The sequence below is a fragment of the Novacetimonas cocois genome (assembly GCF_003311635.1).
Classification (GTDB): domain Bacteria; phylum Pseudomonadota; class Alphaproteobacteria; order Acetobacterales; family Acetobacteraceae; genus Novacetimonas; species Novacetimonas cocois.
This window is the reverse complement of record NZ_QEXL01000017.1, coordinates 17,610-39,956: the sequence shown is the minus strand read 5'-3', so window position 1 is coordinate 39,956 and position 22,347 is coordinate 17,610. Positions and strand designations below refer to the sequence as shown.

The 22,347-nt window shown below is 62.8% G+C and carries 18 protein-coding genes; 5 read left to right on the top strand and 13 right to left on the bottom strand.

Going from position 1 to position 22,347, the window contains the following annotated elements:
- The first annotated feature begins 55 nt into the window (after window positions 1–55).
- The gene (locus NJLHNGOC_RS12465) at window positions 56–1,912 is read left to right on the top strand and encodes a ribonucleoside-diphosphate reductase subunit alpha (protein WP_239021520.1); all 1,857 of its coding nucleotides are present in this window, start codon (window positions 56–58) and stop codon (window positions 1,910–1,912) included.
- Between the two features lie 213 nt (window positions 1,913–2,125).
- Window positions 2,126–3,130 carry a ribonucleotide-diphosphate reductase subunit beta gene (locus NJLHNGOC_RS12455; RefSeq protein ID WP_113596656.1) on the top strand — a complete coding sequence of 335 codons (1,005 nt, stop codon included), beginning with the start codon at window positions 2,126–2,128 and terminating at the stop codon, window positions 3,128–3,130.
- 12 nt (window positions 3,131–3,142) lie between these two features.
- Here the strand turns inward: NJLHNGOC_RS12455 and NJLHNGOC_RS12450 are convergent, their stop codons facing one another.
- The gene (locus tag NJLHNGOC_RS12450; RefSeq protein ID WP_239021519.1) at window positions 3,143–3,901 is read right to left on the bottom strand and encodes a tRNA1(Val) (adenine(37)-N6)-methyltransferase; all 759 of its coding nucleotides are present in this window, start codon (window positions 3,899–3,901) and stop codon (window positions 3,143–3,145) included.
- Window positions 3,902–4,095: 194 nt separating this feature from the next.
- On the opposite strand from NJLHNGOC_RS12450, the gene NJLHNGOC_RS12445 reads away from it, so the two are divergent.
- Window positions 4,096–5,100: a polyprenyl synthetase family protein gene (locus tag NJLHNGOC_RS12445; RefSeq protein WP_113596654.1), complete on the top strand. Its 1,005-nt coding sequence runs from the start codon at window positions 4,096–4,098 to the stop codon at window positions 5,098–5,100.
- A gap of 16 nt (window positions 5,101–5,116) precedes the next feature.
- Here NJLHNGOC_RS12445 and murI read toward each other — a convergent pair whose 3' ends face one another.
- Both murI and NJLHNGOC_RS12435 read right to left on the bottom strand, forming a co-directional pair.
- Entirely contained in the window at window positions 5,117–5,923 is an 807-nt protein-coding gene (gene murI / locus NJLHNGOC_RS12440; protein WP_113596653.1) for a glutamate racemase, read from the bottom strand.
- Between the two features lie 16 nt (window positions 5,924–5,939).
- Window positions 5,940–6,701, bottom strand: coding sequence for an orotate phosphoribosyltransferase (locus tag NJLHNGOC_RS12435; RefSeq protein ID WP_113596652.1), 762 nt, complete (start codon window positions 6,699–6,701; stop codon window positions 5,940–5,942).
- 233 nt (window positions 6,702–6,934) lie between these two features.
- Here NJLHNGOC_RS12435 and NJLHNGOC_RS12430 point away from each other — a divergent pair, with 233 nt between their 5' ends.
- Window positions 6,935–7,174 (top strand): hypothetical protein, encoded by a 240-nt coding sequence (locus tag NJLHNGOC_RS12430; RefSeq protein WP_113596651.1) that lies wholly within the window; start codon window positions 6,935–6,937, stop codon window positions 7,172–7,174.
- Window positions 7,175–7,365: 191 nt separating this feature from the next.
- On the opposite strand, the gene gltA is transcribed toward NJLHNGOC_RS12430, so the two are convergent.
- From gltA to NJLHNGOC_RS12410, 4 genes are all read right to left on the bottom strand, one after another.
- Window positions 7,366–8,664 carry a citrate synthase gene (gene gltA / locus NJLHNGOC_RS12425; protein WP_113596650.1) on the bottom strand — a complete coding sequence of 433 codons (1,299 nt, stop codon included), beginning with the start codon at window positions 8,662–8,664 and terminating at the stop codon, window positions 7,366–7,368.
- 211 nt (window positions 8,665–8,875) lie between these two features.
- Window positions 8,876–9,427 (bottom strand): SixA phosphatase family protein, encoded by a 552-nt coding sequence (locus NJLHNGOC_RS12420; RefSeq protein ID WP_113596694.1) that lies wholly within the window; start codon window positions 9,425–9,427, stop codon window positions 8,876–8,878.
- Between the two features lie 10 nt (window positions 9,428–9,437).
- Entirely contained in the window at window positions 9,438–9,773 is a 336-nt protein-coding gene (locus tag NJLHNGOC_RS12415) for a chorismate mutase (RefSeq protein WP_113596649.1), read from the bottom strand.
- A 59-nt stretch (window positions 9,774–9,832) separates the two neighbouring features.
- Window positions 9,833–10,579: a metallophosphoesterase gene (locus tag NJLHNGOC_RS12410; RefSeq protein WP_113596648.1), complete on the bottom strand. Its 747-nt coding sequence runs from the start codon at window positions 10,577–10,579 to the stop codon at window positions 9,833–9,835.
- 681 nt (window positions 10,580–11,260) lie between these two features.
- Between NJLHNGOC_RS12410 and NJLHNGOC_RS12405 the strand changes: the two genes are divergently transcribed.
- On the top strand, window positions 11,261–12,781 hold the full coding sequence (locus tag NJLHNGOC_RS12405) for an acetyl-CoA hydrolase/transferase family protein (protein WP_113596693.1): 1,521 nt from the start codon (window positions 11,261–11,263) through the stop codon (window positions 12,779–12,781).
- 100 nt (window positions 12,782–12,881) lie between these two features.
- Here NJLHNGOC_RS12405 and NJLHNGOC_RS12400 read toward each other — a convergent pair whose 3' ends face one another.
- From NJLHNGOC_RS12400 to miaB, 6 genes are all read right to left on the bottom strand, one after another.
- Window positions 12,882–17,435: an AAA family ATPase gene (locus tag NJLHNGOC_RS12400; RefSeq protein ID WP_113596647.1), complete on the bottom strand. Its 4,554-nt coding sequence runs from the start codon at window positions 17,433–17,435 to the stop codon at window positions 12,882–12,884.
- A 23-nt stretch (window positions 17,436–17,458) separates the two neighbouring features.
- Window positions 17,459–18,079, bottom strand: a complete 621-nt coding sequence (locus tag NJLHNGOC_RS12395; RefSeq protein WP_113596646.1) for a thioredoxin domain-containing protein — start codon at window positions 18,077–18,079, stop codon at window positions 17,459–17,461.
- Between the two features lie 155 nt (window positions 18,080–18,234).
- Window positions 18,235–19,164 carry a hemolysin family protein gene (locus tag NJLHNGOC_RS12390; protein WP_113596645.1) on the bottom strand — a complete coding sequence of 310 codons (930 nt, stop codon included), beginning with the start codon at window positions 19,162–19,164 and terminating at the stop codon, window positions 18,235–18,237.
- The gene (gene ybeY / locus NJLHNGOC_RS12385; RefSeq protein ID WP_113596644.1) at window positions 19,161–19,754 is read right to left on the bottom strand and encodes an rRNA maturation RNase YbeY; all 594 of its coding nucleotides are present in this window, start codon (window positions 19,752–19,754) and stop codon (window positions 19,161–19,163) included. Before ybeY ends, NJLHNGOC_RS12390 begins: the two co-directional genes overlap by 4 nt.
- Window positions 19,738–20,874, bottom strand: coding sequence for a PhoH family protein (locus NJLHNGOC_RS12380; RefSeq protein ID WP_206059791.1), 1,137 nt, complete (start codon window positions 20,872–20,874; stop codon window positions 19,738–19,740). The genes ybeY and NJLHNGOC_RS12380 overlap by 17 nt, the downstream gene beginning before the upstream one ends.
- Window positions 20,875–20,891: 17 nt before the next feature.
- The gene (miaB, locus tag NJLHNGOC_RS12375) at window positions 20,892–22,286 is read right to left on the bottom strand and encodes a tRNA (N6-isopentenyl adenosine(37)-C2)-methylthiotransferase MiaB (RefSeq protein ID WP_113596692.1); all 1,395 of its coding nucleotides are present in this window, start codon (window positions 22,284–22,286) and stop codon (window positions 20,892–20,894) included.
- Window positions 22,287–22,347 lie beyond the last annotated feature (61 nt).

Genomic DNA, 22,347 nt, shown 5'->3' with positions numbered 1-22,347 from the left:
AGTCGAACATCACAGTGACGGACAGGATGTCATCCAGGGAAAGGATGCAGCCACCATGCCAGAGATGTTTGATGATGTCGTCCATCTGACGGGCGGCTTTCCCGTCCGCGTTGACCGCAGCCGTGACGCCCTGCTGACCGCTTTTGGCAAGGCGACGCTGGACAACCGCTACCTCCTGCCGGGCGAGGGGTATCAGGACCTGTTCGGGCGCGTGGCGTCCTATTACGGCGCGGACGAGGGACATGCGCAGCGGCTGTATGACTACATCTCGCGTCACTGGTTCATGCCGGCGACTCCCGTCCTGTCGAACGGGGGCACGACGCGCGGACTGCCGATCTCGTGCTTCCTGAACGAAGCCAATGACAGCCTGCGCGGCATCGTCGACCTGTGGAATGAAAATGTCTGGCTGGCCTCCAAGGGCGGCGGGATCGGATCCTACTGGGGCAACCTGCGCTCGATCGGTGAAAATGTCGGGCGTAATGGCAAGACGTCAGGCGTCATTCCGTTCATCCGGGTGATGGACAGCCTGACCCTGGCCATCAGCCAGGGCTCCCTGCGTCGCGGGTCCGCCGCCGTCTATCTGCCGGTCTGGCATCCGGAAATCGAGGAATTCATCGAACTGCGCCGTCCCACGGGCGGCGATCCCAACCGCAAGGCGCTCAACCTGCATCATGGGGTCCTGATTTCCGACGCGTTCATGCGCGCCGTTGCCGATGACGAGGAATGGGCCCTGCTGTCGCCCAAGGATGGCAGCCATATCCGCAAGGTTTCGGCCCGGGCGCTGTGGATCCGCATCCTGACCGCCCGCATGGAGCAGGGCGAGCCCTACATCATCTATTCCGACCATGTGAACAACGCGCGTCCCCAGCATCACAAGCTGGCGGGGCTGGAGGTCAAGACCTCCAACCTGTGCGCGGAAATCACCCTGCCCACCGGGATGGACCACCATGGCAAGGAGCGCACGGCCGTGTGCTGCCTGTCCTCGCTGAACCTCGAGACGTGGGACGAGTGGAAAGACAATCCGCAGTTCATCGAGGACGTGATGCTGTTCCTCGACAACGTCCTGCAGGATTTCATCGACCGTGCCCCCGACGACATGGCGCGGGCGAAGTACGCTGCGGCGCGTGAACGCTCGGTCGGGCTGGGCGTCATGGGCTTCCACAGCTTCCTGCAGGCCAAGAACATCCCGTTCGAAAGCGTGATCGCCAAGGTGTGGAACAGGCGGATTTTCGAACATATCCGCAAGGAAGCCGACGCCGCGTCCCACAATCTGGCCCAGACACGCGGCGCCTGTCCGGATGCCGCCGAATATGGCGTCATGGAGCGGTTTTCCAACAAGATGGCGATCGCGCCCACGGCGTCCATTTCCATCATCGCAGGCAATGCAAGCCCCGGCATCGAACCGATCGCGGCCAATGTCTTCCTGCAAAAGACGCTGTCGGGATCGTTTACGGTGCGCAACCGTCACCTCGACCGGCTGCTGACGCAGAAGGGGCAGAACACGGATGAGGTCTGGTCCTCCATCACCCTGAACAAGGGCAGCGTCCAGCATCTTGACTTCCTGACCCAGCATGAAAAGGACGTCTTCAAGACCGCCTTTGAACTGGACCAGCGCTGGGTTGTCGAACATGCCGCCGACCGGGCGCCCTTCATCTGTCAGGCGCAGTCGATCAACCTGTTCCTGCCCGCTAACGTGCACAAGCGCGACCTGCATCAGATCCACTACATGGCATGGAAACGCGGCGTGAAATCGCTGTATTACTGCCGTTCGCTGTCGGTCCAGCGGGCCGATGCCGTCAGTGACGGCAAGGGGAAGAACGATATCATGCAGAAGGAAAGCGACGCCGTCCTGCCGCCGCTGCCGCCTGCCGCGTCCTCGACCGATTACGAGGAATGCCTCGCCTGTCAGTAAGAGCATTCCTCAAAACAACCATTTGATAAAAAATAAAGTTTCCGGGTGCTGCCTTTTTTTTAAAAAGGCAGCGTTCTTCGAAGCTTTTTGAGAAAAGCTTCACCGAAACTTTGACAGTTTGCACAATGCTTCCCGAACCGGTTTTTCAGGTTGCGTCTGGCTACTCTAATCGATAAGCGGTGAACCTATTTGGCTTCAGATAGGGTGAGCACCATGAGCGATACATCATCCGGCCCGGGCATCCAGGCCGAGCAGCATTTCGACCTGCTGACCGCGAACCCGGTTTACAAGCCTTTCCGTTACCCCTGGGCCTATGACGCGTGGCTGACGCAGCAGCAGGTCCACTGGCTGCCCGAAGAGGTGCCGCTGGCCGATGACGTCAAGGACTGGCATCGCAGCCTGACGGAAAGCGAACGCCATCTGGTGACGCAGATTTTCCGCTTCTTCACGCAGTCCGACGTGGAAGTGAACAACTGCTACATGAAGCATTACAGCCAGGTCTTCAAACCGACCGAAGTGCTGATGATGCTGTCGGCCTTTTCGAACATCGAGACGATCCATATCGCGGCCTACAGCCATCTGCTTGACACGATCGGCATGCCCGAAGCCGAATATTCCGCATTTCTGAAATACAAGGAAATGAAGGATAAATATGACTACATGCAGAAATTCTCGGTCTCGAACAAATACGAAATCGCCCGCACGCTGGCGGCTTTCGGCGCGTTTACCGAGGGGCTGCAGCTTTTCGCGTCGTTCGCGATCCTTCTGAATTTCCCACGTTTCAACAAGCTCAAGGGCATGGGACAGATCGTCTCGTGGTCGGTGCGCGACGAAACGCTGCACTGCATCTCGATGGCGCGGCTGTTTCGGGTCTTCATCCAGGAAAACCCCGAAATCTGGACGGACAGGCTGCAGGACGACATCCGCCAGATCTGCCGCGATATCGTGGAACACGAAGACGCCTTCATCGATCTGGCGTTCGAAATGGGGGCTGTCGAAGGGCTCGATGCGGATCAGGTCAAGCAGTATATCCGCTTTGTCGCCAACCGCAGACTGGGACAGCTGGGCCTGGACGGGCTGTATGACATCGCCACCAACCCGCTGCCGTGGGTGGATGAGATGGTCAATGCGGTGGAGCATGCCAACTTCTTCGAAAACCGTTCCACCGAATACAGCCGCGCGGCCACGACCGGCACGTGGGATGAGGCCTTCAGCTGATACGAAATCGCATCAGGGCAGCAATGCCTGCCCATCGCGCAGGATGGCGCGCGCCTCATCGGTGAAGGCGCCATCCGCCCGGTGCAGCACGATGCCCGGCAGCAGGCGGGCAGGGGCGCGTGACGCCATGCGCCCGCGAAGCAGCACGATCTTTGCCGCAACACCCTGACGGGGCCAGCAGGGAAAGATTGTGATATCGCCCAGCCGGCTGTCATCCATGGCGCTGATCGCGTGATCGAGCAGCCGCGCCGGAAGGGCGAGCGTCAGCGTGCCGTGATGACGCAGCTGCGCCGACAGGCTGCCAACCCATTTTGCCAGATCCGCCTTTGGCAGCCGTCGCGCCATGTCCCTGCGCCCCATGGGGGAGGAGGTACTGGCATGGTCATGCCACGGGGGGTTGGCGAAGGCATGGTCGATCCGACGGATGGCCGGCCCGCCCAGCAGGCTGTCATCCGGCATCACCGGAAGGGTTGCATGCAGGATGCGAATCGAATCGAATCCGTTCTCCCTCAGGTTGGCCCGTGCCAGCGCAACGGTGGGGGAATCGCATTCCAGGCCGATGCCCACGATATCCGGCACCCGCGATGCCAGACACATCAGTCCCGCGCCCGCGCCACAGCCGCCCTCCACGACGCAGTCCCCGCGTCGGGCAGGCACGCATGCAGCCATCAGGACAGGCTCCAGCCCCGTGCGGTTGCCATCACGAAACTGTTTGTAATGGATCCGCCCGTCAAGGAGCGTTCCCTGTGTCACGACGGGCATCGTATCCATGCGCGAGACCACCGTCATACGTGCGCATTGAGCATTCGGTTTCGTCCTCCGGCTTGACCGGCTTTCCGGCGCCGCTCATATACTCTGATACATCGAACCTTCGGAACCGGGAGAATAACCTTTTGGGCCTAGCAGTTACTCTGCCGGAAACCGACAGAACGGCAAGTCAGAAAGACAAAGGGGCCCGACGCCCGATGGCAGACGGATCTGAGGTTGCCCTGCGCGACCTGGCGGAATATCTCGCCGATGACATGGCGGCATGCAATCGCGCGATCGTGGAGCGCATGGACAGTCCTGTCGCGCTGATCCCCCAGCTCGCCGCGCATCTCGTCGCGGCGGGGGGAAAACGGCTGCGTCCGTTGCTGACGCTGGCGTCGGCGCGGCTGTGTGGATACAAATCCGATGCCACGCACCAGCGTCACGTCGCGCTGGCGGCATGCGTGGAGTTCATCCATACGGCGACCCTGCTGCATGATGATGTCGTGGATGAAAGCACCCTGCGACGCGGACTGGCCAGCGCCAACGCCATTTTCGGCAACAAGGCGTCCGTCCTGGTGGGTGATTTCCTGTTCGCCCGTTCGTTCCAGCTGATGACGGACGATGGCTCCCTGAAGGTCATGAACATCCTTTCCTCTGCCTCCGCGACCATCGCGGAAGGGGAGGTGCTGCAGATGTCCACGCAGAATGACCTTTCGACCAATGTGGAAAAATATCTGGAAGTCATTCATGGCAAGACGGCAGCCCTGTTCGCTGCCGCCTGCCGCGTCGGTGCCGTGGTGGCTGACCAGCCGCTGAAGGCGGAAGAGGCGCTTGATTCCTATGGCACCAATCTGGGCATGGCATTCCAGCTGGTGGATGATGCGCTGGATTACGCGGCCGATCAGGCCACATTGGGCAAGACGATCGGCGATGATTTCCGCGAGGGCAAAATCACCCTGCCGGTCCTGACCGCCTATGCCGCAGGCAATGAGGAAGACAGGGCCTTCTGGCGACGCGTCATCGAAGAAAGCGAGCAGAAGCCCGGCGATCTGGAACATGCCTTTGACCTGATCGCACGCACAAACGCCATTGGGGTCACGCTGGACTATGCCACGCGCTATGCCACCGCGGCGTCAGAGGCGCTGGACATCTTCCCGCCATCGCGCCTGAAGCAGCTTCTGCAGGATACGGCTTCCTATACCGTCAGCCGCCTGCGTTAAGGGCGGCCTCAGATTTTCAGGTCCGTTCCGTAAAGGGATGGACCGCTGCATATCCCATAAGCCGCAGCCCGGGCATCAGGGCCGACACGTCATCGGGCAGGGCGGTAAAGAAAGCCTCGCCAGAAGTGGGTAGGTCTGTTTCCGCTTTCCCGATATCGCTGCTCAGCCTTGCTGCCTGCCGGGACACGGCTTCCGCCGGATCAATCCATCTGATGCCCGGCCGTCCCAATTTCCGGAAGCGGTCGAGCAGAAAGGTGTAGTGGGTGCATCCCAGCCCCACGACATCAATGGCGTCGCCCCCCGGCTGGGAAAACAGCCCCTCCATCTCCGCCAGTATGGCATGATCGGAAACCGGTCGGCCCCGGAACGCCAGTTCGGCCAGATCCGCAAGATTGCGGGCCCCATAGGCGACAAGCCTGCGGTCAGGGGCAAAACGCGCCTGCAACATGCGCAGGTAGGGACGGCTTACCGTCGCCCGCGTCGCCAGCAGGCCGATCGTGCCGCTGTGTGTCAGGTCGGCCGCCCATTTGATGGGCGGCACACATCCCACGAAAGGCAGGCGATAACGCGCGCGCAACGCATCCAGCGCCAGCGTGCTGGCGGTATTGCAGGCAATTACCACCAGATCCGGCTGTAACCGCTCTATGGCGCGTCCCACAAGTGCTACGATATGGGTGACCAGAAAATCATCCGGCTGCTCCCCATAGGGAAAGACAGCCGTATCGGCGAGATAATCGATACAGGCATCGGGGATTTCGTTCCTGAGACACCTTACGATTCCCAGACCGCCAATCCCCGAATCAAAAGCCAGGATTCGTACCACCGATCACGCCGTAAGTTCAGGAGGCCTTGTCCGCCGCCGTCTTGCGGGCCAGGGCTTCCTCGGCGCTGGCAACGCCGCCATGCTTTGCGGACCATGCACAGGGATTTTCAAGAAAGCGCCTGACTTCCGTCGCATCCTTTTCAGAGAAATAGGGCTTCCCCGCACAGGCTTCCAGAATATCCCACCATGTGCACAGGGCGTGCAGGGTAATATTCATGTCGGCCAGCGTCTGGTACGCGCCGGGGAAAACGCCATAGAAAAAGACAACGAAGGTATGGTCCACGATGGCGCCGGCATCACGCAGGGCCTGGGCGAAACGCACCTTCGATGATCCGTCTGTCGTCAGGTCTTCGACCAGGAGGGTGCGCATGTTTTCCGGCACATCGCCCTCGATCTGGGCGTTGCGGCCAAAGCCCTTGGGTTTCTTGCGCACATAGGCCATCGGCGCCATCATGCGGTCGGCAATCCATGCGGCGAAGGGAATCCCCGCCGTTTCCCCGCCGACCACCGCGTCGATGCTTTCATACCCGACATGGCGACCGATCTTCTCGACCCCCAGTTCCATGATCTTCTGGCGGGCGCGGGGGAAGAAAATGATCCGGCGGCAGTCGATATAGACAGGCGATTTCCAGCCGGACGTCAGGGTATAGGGTTCGTCAGGACGGAAATTGACGGCCTTGATTTCCAGCAGCAGACGCGCCGTGGTCAGCGCCGCGTCCCGATCCCATGCGGTCGAACCGGTTGAAAGACCTGCGCCATTTCCTGTTGCGTCGTGCATTTACCCTGCCTCCGGACAATGAATGTAAAATATTGCAAAGACGCTTACCGGGAAAGGCTTGGAAAATCCATAATTAGCGCGCGTCCTTGGAACATTCTGTTCCCCGGTCCGCATTTTCCTGACAAAACATGAATTTGAAACCGGGAAAGAAGTGTTGTGTTGATTTGTGGTAGGATTATCTATTAAACTTCTGTCAGTTAATAATAATTCTCATTTTCGGGTGGTGTCTTATCGTGGGTTCTGAAACAAGCCATATCGTTCGCAATTGTGAACGGGCCGTTGTGACCGCCTATCAGGAACTGCGTCAGGTCGGGACAACTGATGTGTCCGCCTTTCACGCCTGTACGACGCTGTATCGCATTCACCATCCCGAAGCATCGCTGAACGAGGCACGGCGCCTGGTGTCCGAATGGATTGACCATCATGTCGTCCATCACAAACAGGGCCCCACCGCCGGCTGCGACTGCGCCTGAGCCATCCGGCATCGCCGGAACGTGTGGCAGGACGGGATGCCACACGAAAGGGCAGGGGCCAGTAATTTCCAGTCCCTTCAGACATACTGAAAACGGGCCTTTCCCATATGGCGGGAAAGGCCCGTTTTCATTGACCAGCACATGATCACCGCAACGCCCCGGCCCATTTCCGGGCCGGGGAACTCGGGATATCAGGCGCGTTCGGAGAAGGGGACGAAATCGCGCTGCGGCGATCCGACATACAGCTGACGGGGACGGCCGATACGCTGGCCGGGTTCCTCGATCATTTCCTTCCACTGGCTGATCCAGCCCGTCGTGCGCGCGACCGCGAACAGAACGGTGAACATGCTGGTGGGAATACCCATCGCCTTGAGGATGATGCCGGAATAGAAATCGACATTGGGATACAGGCTGCGCTTGACGAAATATTCGTCATGGATCGCGATCTTTTCCAGCTCGATCGCCAGATCCAGCAACGGATCGTCCTTGATCCCCAGTTCGCCCAGAACCTCGTGACAGGTCGCCTGCATGATCTTGGCGCGCGGATCGAAGTTCTTGTACACGCGATGGCCAAAGCCCATCAGCCGCACGCCGCTGCTCTTGTCCTTCACCTTGGCGATGAAGTCGGGGATGTTGTCCTTGTGCCCGATCGACGCCAGCATCTTCAGCACGGCTTCGTTCGCGCCACCATGCGCGGGTCCCCACAGGGCCGCGATGCCGGCGGAAATGCAGGCAAACGGATTGGCGCCCGTGGACCCGGCCAGCCGCACCGTCGAGGTGGAGGCATTCTGTTCATGATCGGCATGCAGGATCAGGATGCGGTCCATGGCGCGGGCCAGAACCGGGTTGATCTTGTACGGTTCGCTGGGAACCGCGAACATCATGGACAGGAAGTTCTCGGCATAGGACAGGTCATTGCGCGGATAAATGAACGTATCACCCTGCGTATAGCGGTAGGCCCATGCCGCGATGGTCGGGATCTTGGCGATGATGCGCATGGCCGACAGGTTGCGGCTGGCGGCATTCGAGATGTCGATCCCGTCATGATAGAAGGACGACAGCGCGCCAACGGTGCCACACAGGATGGCCATCGGATGCGCGTCACGACGGAACCCGTTGAAGAAGTTGCGGATCTGTTCATGCAGCAGGGTATGATGCTTGATATCGGTTACAAACGCATCATACGCCTTCTTGTCCGGAAGCTCCCCGTTCAGGAGGAGATAGGCGACCTCCATGAAGGTGGCCTTTTCCGCCAGCTGCGCGATCGGATACCCACGGTGCAGCAGAATGCCCTTTTCACCGTCGATAAAGGTGATCTTGCTGGTGCACGACGCCGTTTCGCCATAGCCGGGATCAAAGGTGAACACGCCAGCCTGGGCAGGCAGCTTGCGGATATCAACGACATCCGGCCCCAGCGTGCCGGACAGAACCGGCAGCGTTGCGCTTTTTTTGCCTAGCGAGATAGTCGCGGTTTTTCCTGACTCGCTCATCAAACACTTCCTCCTGGTCGTCCGCCGTCGCTGTCGCGGCATGGCGAAACGTGTCTCCAACCTTGGGGCAGTCTGTCGTTCTGGCGACAGTTTCGTTCCCGCCCGCATTTTATGTGCCTGCCGGCTCCATGCGGATGACGGCAGGCGTTGAAATCGAGATAAGGACGAAATGCCACTCATGGCAATCCGGGGCAGCCATGCCCGTCAGACATCAGTCACACAGGGCGCGATAGAATGTAATTGCGTGATTCTGGGCGATATTCCACGGAATTGCGCTGAAAAAGCACGCCATCGCGGCAGGTGGGAAGCCAAGGGAGAGGGAGGGCGGGACATGGCCGGAACCATGACATCCCGCCAGTTCCATCGCCAGATTACCGATCCCGGGATTATGAGATAAGATAATGATATTATTGTATTTTTTATCCACTTCCCACAGCATGTCACGGATACGGTCCGCACTGGTTTCATAAAGTGCGTTCACATATTGGACATCGGGGGAATGATCTCCGAAAAATGATCCCATTTCCTCCCATGTCTGGCGCGTACGCAGGGCAGGACTGACCAGCGCCAGATCGGGAACAAACCCGACAGCACGCAGTTCCCGGCCCCGCAGATGTGCAACAGAACGCCCCTGTGGCGTCAGGGGCCGCCTGAAATCGGCCTGCGGGCCAAAATCGCCAAAACCGGCAGGCGCCGCCTGCGCGTGACGCATCAGGACCAGTCGGTGCGTGGCCTGCCGCCAGTCATCATCAGGTTCGGACATGACGGAAATATCAGGGCTGCGGCTGTTCATCGGCGCGGCGTGCGATCGCCTCATGATGGCGGATGACTTCGCGTATGATGAACGCAAGGAATTTTTCAGCGAAATCAGGGTCAAGGTTGGCGCTTTTCGCCAATGCCCGCAGGCGCGCAACCTGTTCCGCCTCACGCGCCGGATCGGCAGGGGGCATGTGATGCCGGGCCTTGAGACGCCCGACCGCCTGGGTATGGCGAAAACGCTCCGCCAGCAGATAAATCAGCGCGGCGTCGATGTTGTCGATGCTGCGACGCAGTTCCAGCAGTGCATCGCGCGCTTCATCCGGCGTCGTGGCAACGGGGGTTTCATTCATTCTGGATCAGGGCTCCCGACTGGACAGGTGGGTCATCACTCTACTTTCTTTCGCAACGCTCACGACGTGGGACAAGGAATATCGATCGCGGGAAGATCGATCCATGCCAGATGCCCGCCCTTGCCGGCACCGGTGTCGGTGAAAATGGCGGTTCCCCCGCCGCGGCCGTTGCGCACCCACGGCCGCCCGTCGGTCGAACGCCGGTCATGCCCGCAATAGACGGTGTAGCCCGCAGGGATATGATCGACCCAGTTCAGGCGCCGTTCGGGATAGCCGTCTTTCTGCATGCGCCCCGTCGTTTCGCCGAACAGGGCGCGCGAAAGCAGGGGGGTCACCGTTCCCAGGCCGGGCGGTGGCGCCTCATCAAGCATGCGGACGTGAAAGCCGCCATGAACGAAGACATATTTCCCCAGCACGATCCACGCGGGCGCCATGGCAAGGTCATTCAGCGCGCGCTGACGGACATCCTCGTTTTCCGGCAGAAGAAACTGCGTCAGGGTTTCCATGAGGGGCGGGTCGCGCCGCATCTTGCGCCCATGCAGCGCGCGGGCAAGCTTGCGGTCATGATTACCCAGCACGAACAGCCCGCGCCGTTCGTCGATCAGCTGCTGCATCAGGCGGAAGGTGCCGACACTGTCGGGTCCATAATCGACCAGATCGCCCAGCTGGATCAGGAACCTGTCGGTCGCTGCCGCATGCCGGAAGGCATGCAGGTCACCATGTACGTCCCCCACGATCCGGATGCGCCGCCCCCCGATCAGGCGCGCTATCTCCTCCCTGTCGGGGGCAGGCGCGTATTGCGGCATGGGAGGGACGGGGGAGGCGGAAGAAAACATCCGGGAAGGGGCATCCGGGGAAACGCCACCCGTAACGACATGATGAGAGGGCAATCGACGTCTCAAACGAAAATCCTCTCCCTGCATTATGGCGGGCGGCCGTTCACCGCCAGCCGACTGAAATACCCGACCGGATGCCCTCACAGGCGTTCATGGGAAACATTATCCATCAGGATAACGCTCCTTGCACCATCCGGAAACACAGGGGTGTCGTGTTTCATGGCCCCACGATGCCGCATATCGACAGGAAATTAATGCCCCGGATGCCCAAGCCCCGCGAAATACGCATATGAAAGTTGCAAATTATTATATCCGGTTCGGAAACTAGAGCAATCGTGAAGTCCCCGACCGACACGGCGCCCGAGTGTCACACGCTTTTGTTGTGACGCATGGAACAAGACGGAGAACAGATATCAGGAGGGAAGCCGGGACGTATTCCTCCCGTTCGCCTGACTCGTAACAATCCTGTAAGGGAGAGCGAAAGGGCATGGACCGATCCAACGGTCCGGCACAGGGAAATGCGTGAAGGTGGTTCGCGCGGAACGTGGGATGAATGACAGTCCCGCGCCGCGCGCCGGCCGCCACCAGGGACAACCGGCCCGGCGCAATACATGCGCTGGTGCAAACAAAAAAGACTTTGAGGGAAAGTTCATGATCGACCATACCCGAATCCGGAATGCGGCGCTCCGGGCCAGGATCACGACCGCTGAACAGGCCGCGTCGTTCATCAAGCCCGGAATGACGGTGGGTACCAGCGGCTTTACCGGGGCAGGCTATCCAAAGGCGGTTCCCGAGGCACTGGCCACCCTGATGGAAAGTGAACATGCCAAGGGGAACGATTTCCGGATCCGCCTTCTGACGGGCGCGTCCACCGGCCCGGAACTTGATGGCGCGCTGGCCAAGGTCAACGGCATCTCCTTCCGCATGCCCTACAACTCGGACCCGACGCTGCGCGCGCGCATCAACAAGGGCGAGACCGAATATCTTGACATGCATCTAAGCCATGTCGCGCCGATGGCGTGGGCCGGCTTCTTCGGGCAGATCGACACCGCGATCATCGAGGCCACCGCCATCCGCGAAGACGGCAGCATCGTGCCGTCCTCTTCCGTCGGCAACAGCAAGACCTGGCTGGACACGGCCAAGCAGGTCATTATCGAAGTCAACAGCTGGCAGGACAGCGCGCTGGAGGGGATGCATGACATCTGGACCGGCACGGCCCTGCCGCCGCATCGCCAGCCCATCCCCCTGATCCGCCCGGATGAGCGCATCGGCGATACGTTCCTGCGTGTCGATCCGGACAAGATCGTGGCCATTGTCGAAACCCACGCCCCGGACCGCAACGCCCCGTTCTCCCCCCCCGATGCCACGGCGAAGGCCATTGCCGGGCACCTGATGGAATTCTTCCGTCATGAGGTTGCGCACGGCCGCCTGCCGCCCTCGCTGCTGCCGCTGCAGTCCGGCGTGGGCAACGTCGCCAATGCCGTGATGGGTGGTCTTGAGGAAGGTCCCTTTGAAAACCTGACCGCGTTTACCGAGGTGATTCAGGACGGCATGCTTGGCATGCTGGAGACGGGCAAGATGCGCGTCGCGTCGGCCACCGCGTTCTCCCTCAGCCCCGATGCGGCGGAATCCCTGAACAAGCGCATGCGGGACTTCCAGAAGAAGATCATCCTGCGTCCGCAGGACATCAGCAACCATCCCGGCCTGATCCGCCGTCTGGGCTGTATCGCGATGAACGGCCTGATCGAATCCGACATCTATGGCAACGTCAATTCCACCCAGATCATGGGATCGAAGATCCAGAACGGAATCGGCGGATCGGGTGATTTCGCCCGCAATGCCTACATCTCCGTCTTCATGACGCCTTCCACGGCAAAGGGTGGCAAGATTTCCGCGATCGTGCCGATGGCGTCGCATGTCGACCACATCACGCAGGATTCGCAGGTTCTGGTTACCGAACAGGGTCTGGCGGACCTGCGTGGCCTGTCACCGAAACAGCGCGCGGAAGTCATCATCGCCAACTGCGCGCATCCCGACTATCGCCCGATGCTGCAGGATTATTACAAGCGTGCCCGCGCGGGATCGTTCGGACAGCAGTCGCCGCACCTGCTGACCGAAGCCCTGTCGTGGCATCAGCGCTTTATCGAAACCGGCTCCATGATGCCTGCCTGATCAATAACGACGCCAGCCTGTCCCTATGCCCGGGGTGGGCTGGCCTTCCGTTTTTCCATGCCGTTTTTCACGATTTCCGGCGACACGCCCGCAACGGGCGTCATACGGTTTCCGTCGCGTTCGCCCTGTCCTGCGCGACCATTTCCGACGCACGTTCAAGGTCGATCGACAGAACCCGGCTGACCCCGCGTTCCTGCATGGTCACGCCATACAGGCGATCCATGTGCGCCATCGTCAGCTGATGATGCGTCACGACCAGAAACCGTGTCCCGGCTTCGGCCACCATGTCGCCCAGCAACCCGCAGAACCTGCCGACATTGGCATCGTCCAGCGGCGCGTCCACTTCGTCCAGCACGCAGATCGGCGCCGGATTGCAGCGGAAGACCGCGAAAATCAGGGACAGGGCCGTCAGTGCCTGTTCCCCCCCCGACAGCAGCGACAGGGTCGCCAGCTTCTTGCCCGGTGGCTGCGCATAGATTTCGAGTCCCGCCTGCAACGGATCATCATTCCCGACCATCCCCAGATGGGCGCGCCCGCCGTTGAACATCCGGGTAAACAGGGCCTGAAAATGCTGATCGATCCGGGAAAAAACCGCCATCAGGCGTTCACGTCCCTCACGGTTGAGGTTGCCGATCGTCCCGCGCAGCCGGGCAATGGCGGATTCCAGTTCGCCACGCTCCGTCATGATGGTGCCGATCTGCTCTTCCGCCTCGTTCGCTTCGATTTCCGCGCGCAGGTTTACCGGCCCCAGCTCGTCACGCTGACGCTCAAGGCGACCGACCTTGCGCCGCAGGCCGGCCTCGGCCGTTTCACTCAGGTCAGTGGGGACGATCCCGGCGGGCGGCTGCGATTCCGCCAGAAGCTGCGCGAGGATGGCCTCGGCCTGTTCCTGCCGGCCTTCGGCGCGCAGTACGTCCTCACGCATGCGGATCATGGCCGCGTCCGCCTTTTCGCGCGCGCCCTGCGCGGCAGACAGGACATTTTCCGCCGTCTTCAGGGCCTCGGCCGACTGGTTGTAACGGCTTTCCGCCGTGGACAGATCCGTGGAAATGGCTTCGCGCCGGTGAATGATCTCCTCCGGCTGGACGGCGATCCGGTCGTGTTCTTCCTCGGCAGCGCGCAGGCGGTCCTGCGTAACGGTGACGTCCTGCGAGGTGGTCGCGACGCGGCCGCGCCATTCCTCCATCCCTGCGCGGCAGGATGCGAGGCGCTGCGTCAGGGCCGCTTCCTCGGTTTCGAGACGCCCCAGCAGATCGCGCCCCTCCTGCTCCGCCTGACGCGTATCAGCCAGACGGGTCCGCAGTTCCTCCACCTCACGCGCCAGCGCCTCGGGATCGGGCAGGGCGGCCAGATCGGCGGCAATCCGGTCACAGACCTCCGTCGCGGCTGAAACCTCGCGTTTCAGTTCCTCGATCCGTGGTTCCCGCGCATCAAGGAGACTCTGGATCTCATGCTGGCGATGACCCGCCTGCGTCCGCTCATGCGTGCTGGCCTCAAGGGTCCTGTGCGTCGCATCGCGATTTTCCTGCGCGGCGGACAGGCCACGCGCCGCAGCTTCCGCAGCGGCTTCCGCCTGCTGCTGCGCGGATGCCGCATGTTCTTGCGGGGGCAGGGCGGCCTGATAGGCCTGCGCCTTTTCATGATCCTGACCAGCCTGCTCAAGGTCCTGCGCCACGCGCGCCAGCGCGGGCAGGATCGCCTGAAGACGGGTTTCCGCCTCGCCATGACGGTTGATCGCCTCATTCAGGGCACGCTGGGTGGTTTCCTGCGTGCCCTGCGCCTTCTGGCGTGCCTGTCGCGCCGCTGTTTCGTCCTGCCGCGCCTTTGCCGCCGCCTGCGCCGCGCGATCCATTTCCGCCTGCATCAGCGCAGCGGCGGGCAGGGCAGCTTCTTCCTGTTCCGCCTTTTCAAGGGTCTGGCGTGCTTCCGCATCCGCGCCACGCGCATTTTCGAGCTGCAGCGCAATGGTGTCCAGCCGCGCGCGAATGGCCGCGTCCTGCCGGCTGAGCTCCGCCTCCTGCCGCCGCAGCAGCCCCAGCTGTTCCTCCAGCCGGGCGCGTTCGCCACGCGCCCCGTTCATGGCTGCCGTCGCGGCTTCCATGGCCGATTTCGCATCCTGTGCGGCCTGCCTGCGGGCGGGCAGTTCATTGCGAAGACGTTCCTGCCTGGCACGGATATCACGCAGGCGGCTGATCTGACGCAGTTTCAGCGCCGCACGGCTGGGCAGGGTATCCGACAGGCAATACCCGTCCCAGCGCCATAGCGCCCCGCCCCGCGTCACCAGACACTGTCCGGGCGCAAGCTGCCCCTGCAGCGCATTGCCATCCGCAGCATCGTCAATCAGGCCGGCAAAGGCCAGAATACGTCCCAGCGCATCCGGCGCGTCAATCAACGTCGTCAGCGGGCGCACGCCGCTGCCCGGAAAGGCGGGGGGCGCCAGTGCCGGCAGGTCACGCCACCGCCGCGCGGCCGCCGATGAAACCGATGCGTCCAGCCCTTCGGACAGGACCACCGCCAGCGCCGTTTCAAGCCCTTCGGGGATATGAAGCAGGGTCGCGACATCCTGTCCGTCCTGCCCCTCCTGCGCTTCGCCATCCGCCGCCAGTGCCTTGGCCAGTCCGTCGGCCTCGGCCTCCATGCCGGTCAGGGCGGTTTCCAGTTCAGCCAGACGTCGCGCCTGATCCTCGCTGTCGGCCCGGCAGCGGACAATGGCCTGTTCGGCCGTCTTCAGGGTTTCTTCGGCGCTGGCATGGTCCGCTTCGGCGGCCTCGCGGGCCCTGACCGCCTGTTCCAGTTTCCCCGGCGGCAGGGCCTCGCGCTCGATCCGGGCGGATTCCTCCATCAGCGAGGAAAGCTCGGCCGCCGCGCGTGCGCAGGCGGAGCGCGCGGAACTCGTCGCCTGTTCCAGCGCATCGCGTCGCGAGATGGCCTGTTCCATCCGGGCCCGGACCTCGATTTCGGCGGCCGAGGTCTCGGCGCGGACGATTTCGGCCTGTTCCAGCGCCTCACGCGCGGCAGCAAACGCATCCGCCGACGCGGCCGCGTCGGCCCGCAGCCGCGCGAAATGATCCTCAGGCACCAGCGCCTCACGCGCCCGCGCCTCGCGTTCGGACAATGCGGCATGATCGCGCCGCAGGGTTTCCAGACGCGTCGTGGCCTGCGCCAGCGCCTGGGCGGCCTGTTCATGCTGGCGCCGCGTTTCGGCGGCCTCGTTGCGTGCGATGTTCTCCTTCAGCACCGCGTCGGAATGCAGTTGCATCGCCACGTCAAGATCCGTGCGGGCCTGCGTCGCGGCCTGCGTCGCGGCGGCAACCTGTGCATCCAATGCCGCAAGCTTTTCCTCGCCGGGCATTTCGGTCCGCAGCCGCGCGACCTCGGCCGCGATCTCGTCATGTCGCGCCTGCAGGTGGGCACGGCGTTCATTCGCCTCGGTCCGCGCCTGTTCCATCTGGGCAAAGCGCAGCTGCGCCTCGCGCGCCATGACGCTGGCCTTTTCAAGGGCCGCAGCGCACTCACGTGCTTCCGCTTCCGCGCGCGCCAGTTCGTCACGCGCCTGCGTCCTGCGCTGTGGCAGTGCCTCAAGGGCTGCCTGCGTCTCGGCCTGTTCAGTTTCCAGCCGTTCCAGCATGGCGCGCGCATCGCCCTGCCGCGCAAGGGCGGCCTCGTGATCGGCGCGGCACTGTTCCAGGCGGGCATGCGCATCTTCCACGGCGGCATTGGCGCGCGCGACCTCGGCGGCGATGTTTTCCGCCATGACGCGGTGCCGTTCCAGCAGGCTGCGCTGGGTATCCGCCTGCGTGCGCAGGTCCGGCAGCGCCCGCGTCGCCTCGAAATGGGCGATGGTTGCGTCTTCGGCTTCCTGCTCGGCCGTGATCAGCGCCTGACGTGTCGCATGCAGGTGATCCCTGGCCTGAACGACGGCGTTGCGTGCCCGCGCGTGCAGCAGTGCAAGCAGCATCGTCTCGCTCTCCCTCAACCCCTGGGAGAGTTCGCGATACCGCGCCGCCTGCGTTGCCTGCGCCTGAAGATCGCCCAGCCGCGCCTCCAGTTGCAGGCGCAGGTCCTCGGCGCGTTCAAGATTGGCTTCGGTGGCGCGTAATTTCAGTTCCGCCTCATGCCGCCGCCCATGCAGCCCGGTGATGCCCGCAGCTTCCTCAAGAATGGTGCGCCGCTCTTCCGGACGGGCATTCACCAGCGCGGACACACGCCCCTGACTGACCATTGCCGACGAACGCGCGCCGGACGCCAGATCGGCAAACAGCGTCTGCACATCGCGCGCGCGCATCGCCCTGCCATTGACGCGATAGCCACTGCCCGCGCCGCGTTCGGCACGGCGGGTAACTTGCAGTTCGTCCTGCCCCTGGAAGGGAGGGGGCGCGACCTGCGCCGTTCCTTCCAGCGACAGGGTGACTTCGGCCGTATTGCGCGCGGGCCGTGCCGCGGTGCCGGCGAAAATCAGGTCATCCATTTCCCCGCCGCGCAGGGACCGCGCGGACGTCTCGCCCATGGCCCAGCGCAGGGCCTCCACCACATTCGACTTGCCACAGCCGTTCGGACCGACAATTCCCGTAAGACCGGGAAGGATTTCGATGGAGGCCGGATCGGCGAAGCTCTTGAATCCGGCGATGCGAAGTCGGGCGAAACGTGCTGTCATGAAGGAACCGGCTGGCTTGGGGATCAGGAAAGGGACGCGACCTTCTGGGCGAACTGCTCGTACGTCAGTTCCTGCGACACCTGTTCCTTGTCATTGAAGCGGAAGGTCGGCGTGCCGTCGATCTTGTACTGGGCCTGCGCGCGATCTTCCTCGTCCATGATTGCATGGCGCAGCTTGTCATCGGCCAGCGTCTGCTGGAACTGATCTGCCGACATGCCGGCCAGCGCCGCCATCTTGCGCAGTTCCTCCTGCGGATTGACATCCTTGCCAAAGGCCCAGCGATCCTGACTGGCGAGCAGGGCGAGCACGAAGGCCTCGTACCGTTCGCCCGGCAGCGCGCGCGCGATCATCGCGGCCGACAGCGCGACCTGATCGAGGGGGAAGTCACGGAAAATGTAATAGACCTTTCCCGTATCGATCAGCTTGCTGCGGATCTCGGGGAAGACTTCCTCGGCAAAGCGGGCGCAATGGGTACATGTCAGGGAAAACCATTCCTCCACATGCACCTTGGCCGACGGACTGCCCAGCGCACGGATGGCAAGGCGCGGATCGCTTGCCTGTGCATGCGCAACCGACGCCGCGCCCGCGCCAAGCAGGAGGGCCGGGGCGGCGGAAGCAAGCAGTGTGCGACGTTTCATAAGCATTGCGGGGGACCCTCCGGGTGGGAAAATACATCTCGATCAGGCAAAGAACTGTCAAAGTTCCGATGCGTCAAGGCCAATGACGCCATGTCGGCGCGAAGTCGCGGCCGACATGGCATGAACCCTGCCGCTGACACACCGGACGGGAAGCGCGGCCTTCACTTCCCCGGCGCTGGCACCGGATCGGGGATCGGGTCCACAACCGGGCGGACCCGCAGTTTACGGATATGACGCGCATCGGCATCAAGAATCCGGAATACGGTCCCGCTTTCATGCGTCACGACTTCGCCACGGGTGGGAACATGCCCGGCGAGGCGGAAGACAAGCCCACCCACCGTTTCGATTTCCGCCTCCCGCTCGTCCTGGGTCAGAATCGGGCCCGTGCGCAACTCGAACTGGGCGATGGGCAGGCGTGCATCGACGTCAAATGTTCCGTCGCTGCGTTCCTGCAGCATGGCCGCCGTGGGTTCGTCATGTTCATCGGAAATGTCGCCCACGATGGTTTCGATCAGGTCCTCGATGGTGACCAGACCGTCGATGCCGCCATATTCATCGATCACCAGCGCCAGATGCACATGCCGAAGCCGCATCTGCAACAGCAGGTCGAGCACCGGAAGCTGGGGCGCGACCATGAGAGGCTGGCGCAGCAGGGGTTCGATACTGAAGGCCTCGCTGGTGCCGACATAGGCGATGAGGTCCTTTACGTGGATCATGCCGACAATATCGTCGAGCTGATCGCGATAGACCGGCATGCGCGAATGGTTTTCGCGCCGCATCATGGCCAGTGCCTCATCAAGGCTGATGGACACGGGCATGGCGACGATATCGGCGCGCGGGATCATGACGTCATCGGCGGTGATGCCGCGCAGGCGCAGGACATTCGCCAGAAGCGCGCGTTCCTGCCGGTCCAGTTCCGATGACGGGGATTCCGTCGTGTCATCCGCCGCCGCGTCCGCCTCCTTGACCAGGGCTGCAATGGAATGGCGCAGGCCCTGTTCATTGCGGCGCCGTCCGAACAGGGACAGGAATCCCCGCGATCGCGGGGGAGGGGCGTCATCGCCGGGTTCCGAAGATGAAGGGCGGCTCATCGTGCGCCTCCATCCGCGCGGCCACTGCGGTGCTTCCAGGGGTTGGCAATCCCCATCCTTCCCAGAATGCGCGCCTCTTCCATCTCCATGGTGCGTGCGTCGCCCGCATGATGATGATCGTATCCCGAAAGATGCAGCACGCCATGCACCAGCAGATGCAGCATGTGGCTGCGCACGGTGCGTCCCGCCGCCATGGCCTCGCGCCGGACCGTGGGGAAGGCGAGGATGATATCCCCGCCCCACGCGCCCCCCTGAGGACCTGCCGGGGCATATTCGAATGTCAGGACATTTGTCGGCCTGTTCCTGCCACGATGAAGGTAATTCAGCCGTTGCACCGTCCGGTCATCGGCAAGGATCACCGATACCGGTCCCGATACGCCAAGGTCATGCATCGTGGCCATGACCGCCCGCGTGACCTGTGCTGCCGGATTGCGCATCGCGCCATACCAGCGCCGGTCCATGATACGGACGTCTATTTCCTCCCACAGGGGAGGTTGGGGAACCGGCCCGTCATCCGGACCGGTCGCCCTGCTGTCTTCATGCGCCCCGTCCACCTCGGGAAGGGGGGCTGTTCTACTTCGCGGTTCCATTGTTCTCCTGCCGCGATCTGGCGCGCGTGGCTTCCCTGCTTGCCTCGGCGCGCTGATCGTATGCGTCCACTATACGCGCAACCAGCGGGTGACGCACTACGTCACGCGATTCAAACCGTGTCATGGCGATCCCCGGCAGTCCCTCCAGCGTTTCCACCGCCTCACGCAGTCCCGATGTCACGCCGCGTGGAAGGTCGATCTGGCTCAGGTCCCCGGTGATGACCATGCGCGTGCCGGTGCCCATGCGGGTAAGGAACATCTTCATCTGGGCCGATGTGGTATTCTGCGCCTCGTCCAGAATGACGAAGCTGTGGGCCAGCGTGCGTCCCCGCATGAAGGCGAGGGGGGCGACCTCGATCTCCCCCGTCGCCATGCGGCGCATGACCTGATCGCCCGGCATCATGTCATGCAGCGCGTCATAGAGCGGGCGCAGATAGGGATCGATCTTGTCCTTCATGTCCCCCGGCAGGAAGCCCAGACGCTCCCCGGCTTCCACCGCCGGGCGCGACAGGACGATGCGATCCACCTGTCCGGCCTGCAGCATCGCAACAGCCTGCGCAACGGCAAGATAAGTCTTCCCCGTGCCGGCCGGCCCGATGCCGAACACCATTTCCTGCCGCGCCAGCATGTCCATGTAACGCGCCTGTCCCGCCGAGCGCGGGGCAATCGCGCCACGGCGCGTCATGATGGTGGGCAGGTCCGCCATGCGCGGGGAGGCGGCCTCCTGCCGCGCGACGGGGGAAGCTGGGGCCATGAATCTGACATCCTGATGGGAATCCGGGGCGGAAAAAAGCTGGGCCGACATGCGGATGGCGGCATCCACCTCTCCGCTGTCGAGGGCATGGCCCGCCTGCAGCCTGCGGTAAAGGGAGGTAAGGGCGGACTGTGTCACCGCGACCCGTTCGGGGCCGCCGGTAATGGCGATCCGGTTGCCCCGGCATGACAGACGCACCTCAAACCCGCGCTCAAGATGCAGAAGATGACGGTCATGATCCCCGACAAGCTGGGCAAGGAGGATATTGTCATCGAACTGCATCGTTACCGTATGCCCCCCGGACGGGTGGGGCATGCCGGTAACGGAAGAAGACCGGCCGTCCTCGGGACGGCGGGACGGGATCATGGATGCCGCATGTTCTCTCAAGCCTTGCCTGTCTCCCCTGTCAGAACACCACCGAGCGAGTTGGTGTAGAGCTTCACGATATCGACTTCCGCCACCTGACCGATCAGGCTGTCGGGGCCATCGACATGCACCGCCTGCAGATACGGGCTTTTCCCCGAAATCTGTCCGGGCTTGCGACCCCGGCCGGTGAACAGGACGGACACGCGCCGTCCCACCGTCGCCGCGTTGAAGGCGTCCTGCTGTTCACGCAGCAGCGCCTGCAGTTTCTGCAGCCGCGCGTCCTTGACCTCCTCGGGCACCTGTCCGCCCGCGCCCGACGCCGGGGTTCCAGGACGGGGGGAATATTTGAACGAGTATGCCTGAGCAAAGCCCACGTCGCGGATCAGTTGCATCGTCTGTTCAAAATCATCCTCTGTTTCGCCCGGATGGCCGACGATGAAATCCGACGACAGGGCAAGGTCGGGCCGCGCCGCGCGCAGGCGCGTCACCAGATCACGGTATTCCTGCGCGGTATGGCCACGGTTCATCGCCGCCAGCACCCGATCCGAGCCGGACTGTACCGGCAGGTGCAGGAACGGCATGAGGGCGCGCTGGTCACGATGGGCCGCGATGAGGTCGGCGTCCATGTCGCGCGGATGCGATGTCGTGTAACGGATGCGCGCCACCCCGATCCCGTCGGCCAGTTCCGCCGTCAGGCGGGCCAGCCCCCAGATCGCGCCATCCGGTCCCTCGCCATGATAGGCGTTGACGTTCTGCCCCAGCAGCGTGATCTCCTTCACGCCATGCGCCACAAGCCTGCGCGCCTCCTCCAGCACGGCGTTCACGGGGCGGCTGGCCTCCGCCCCGCGGGTATAGGGCACGACGCAGAAGGAACAGAATTTGTCGCATCCTTCCTGAATGGTCAGGAAAGCAGCCCCCCCGGCCGGGACCTCGCGCTCGGGCGGCAGGAAGTCGAATTTCTGCTCCACGGGGAAATCCGTCTCGATGACGGCCCCTGCGGCACGGGCGGCGCGGGCGACCATTTCGGGCAGGCGATGATAGGTCTGCGGCCCCAGCACGATGTCGACATAGGGCGCGCGGGCCAGTATCTCCCGTCCTTCCGCCTGCGCCACGCATCCCGCAACGGCCAGAACGGTTTTGTGCCCGGCCTGCGCGCGCGCTTCCTTGACCAGACGCAGCCGACCGAGTTCGGAAAACACCTTTTCCGCCGCGCGATCACGGATGTGACATGTATTGAGGATGATCATGTCGGCGTTGTCGGGCGCGTCCACCGCCCTGTACCCAAGCGGACGCAGCACGTCGGTCATGCGCGCGCTGTCATAGACGTTCATCTGACAGCCCCATGTAATGACATGCAGCCCGCGTGCCTGTTTACCGGACTGCGCGCTGGGAACGCATGGAAGGGGGGACATCTCATTCACGCGAACGGGTTCCTTGACATCGTGCGGGACAATCCCGCGTGGCGGCGCAAAC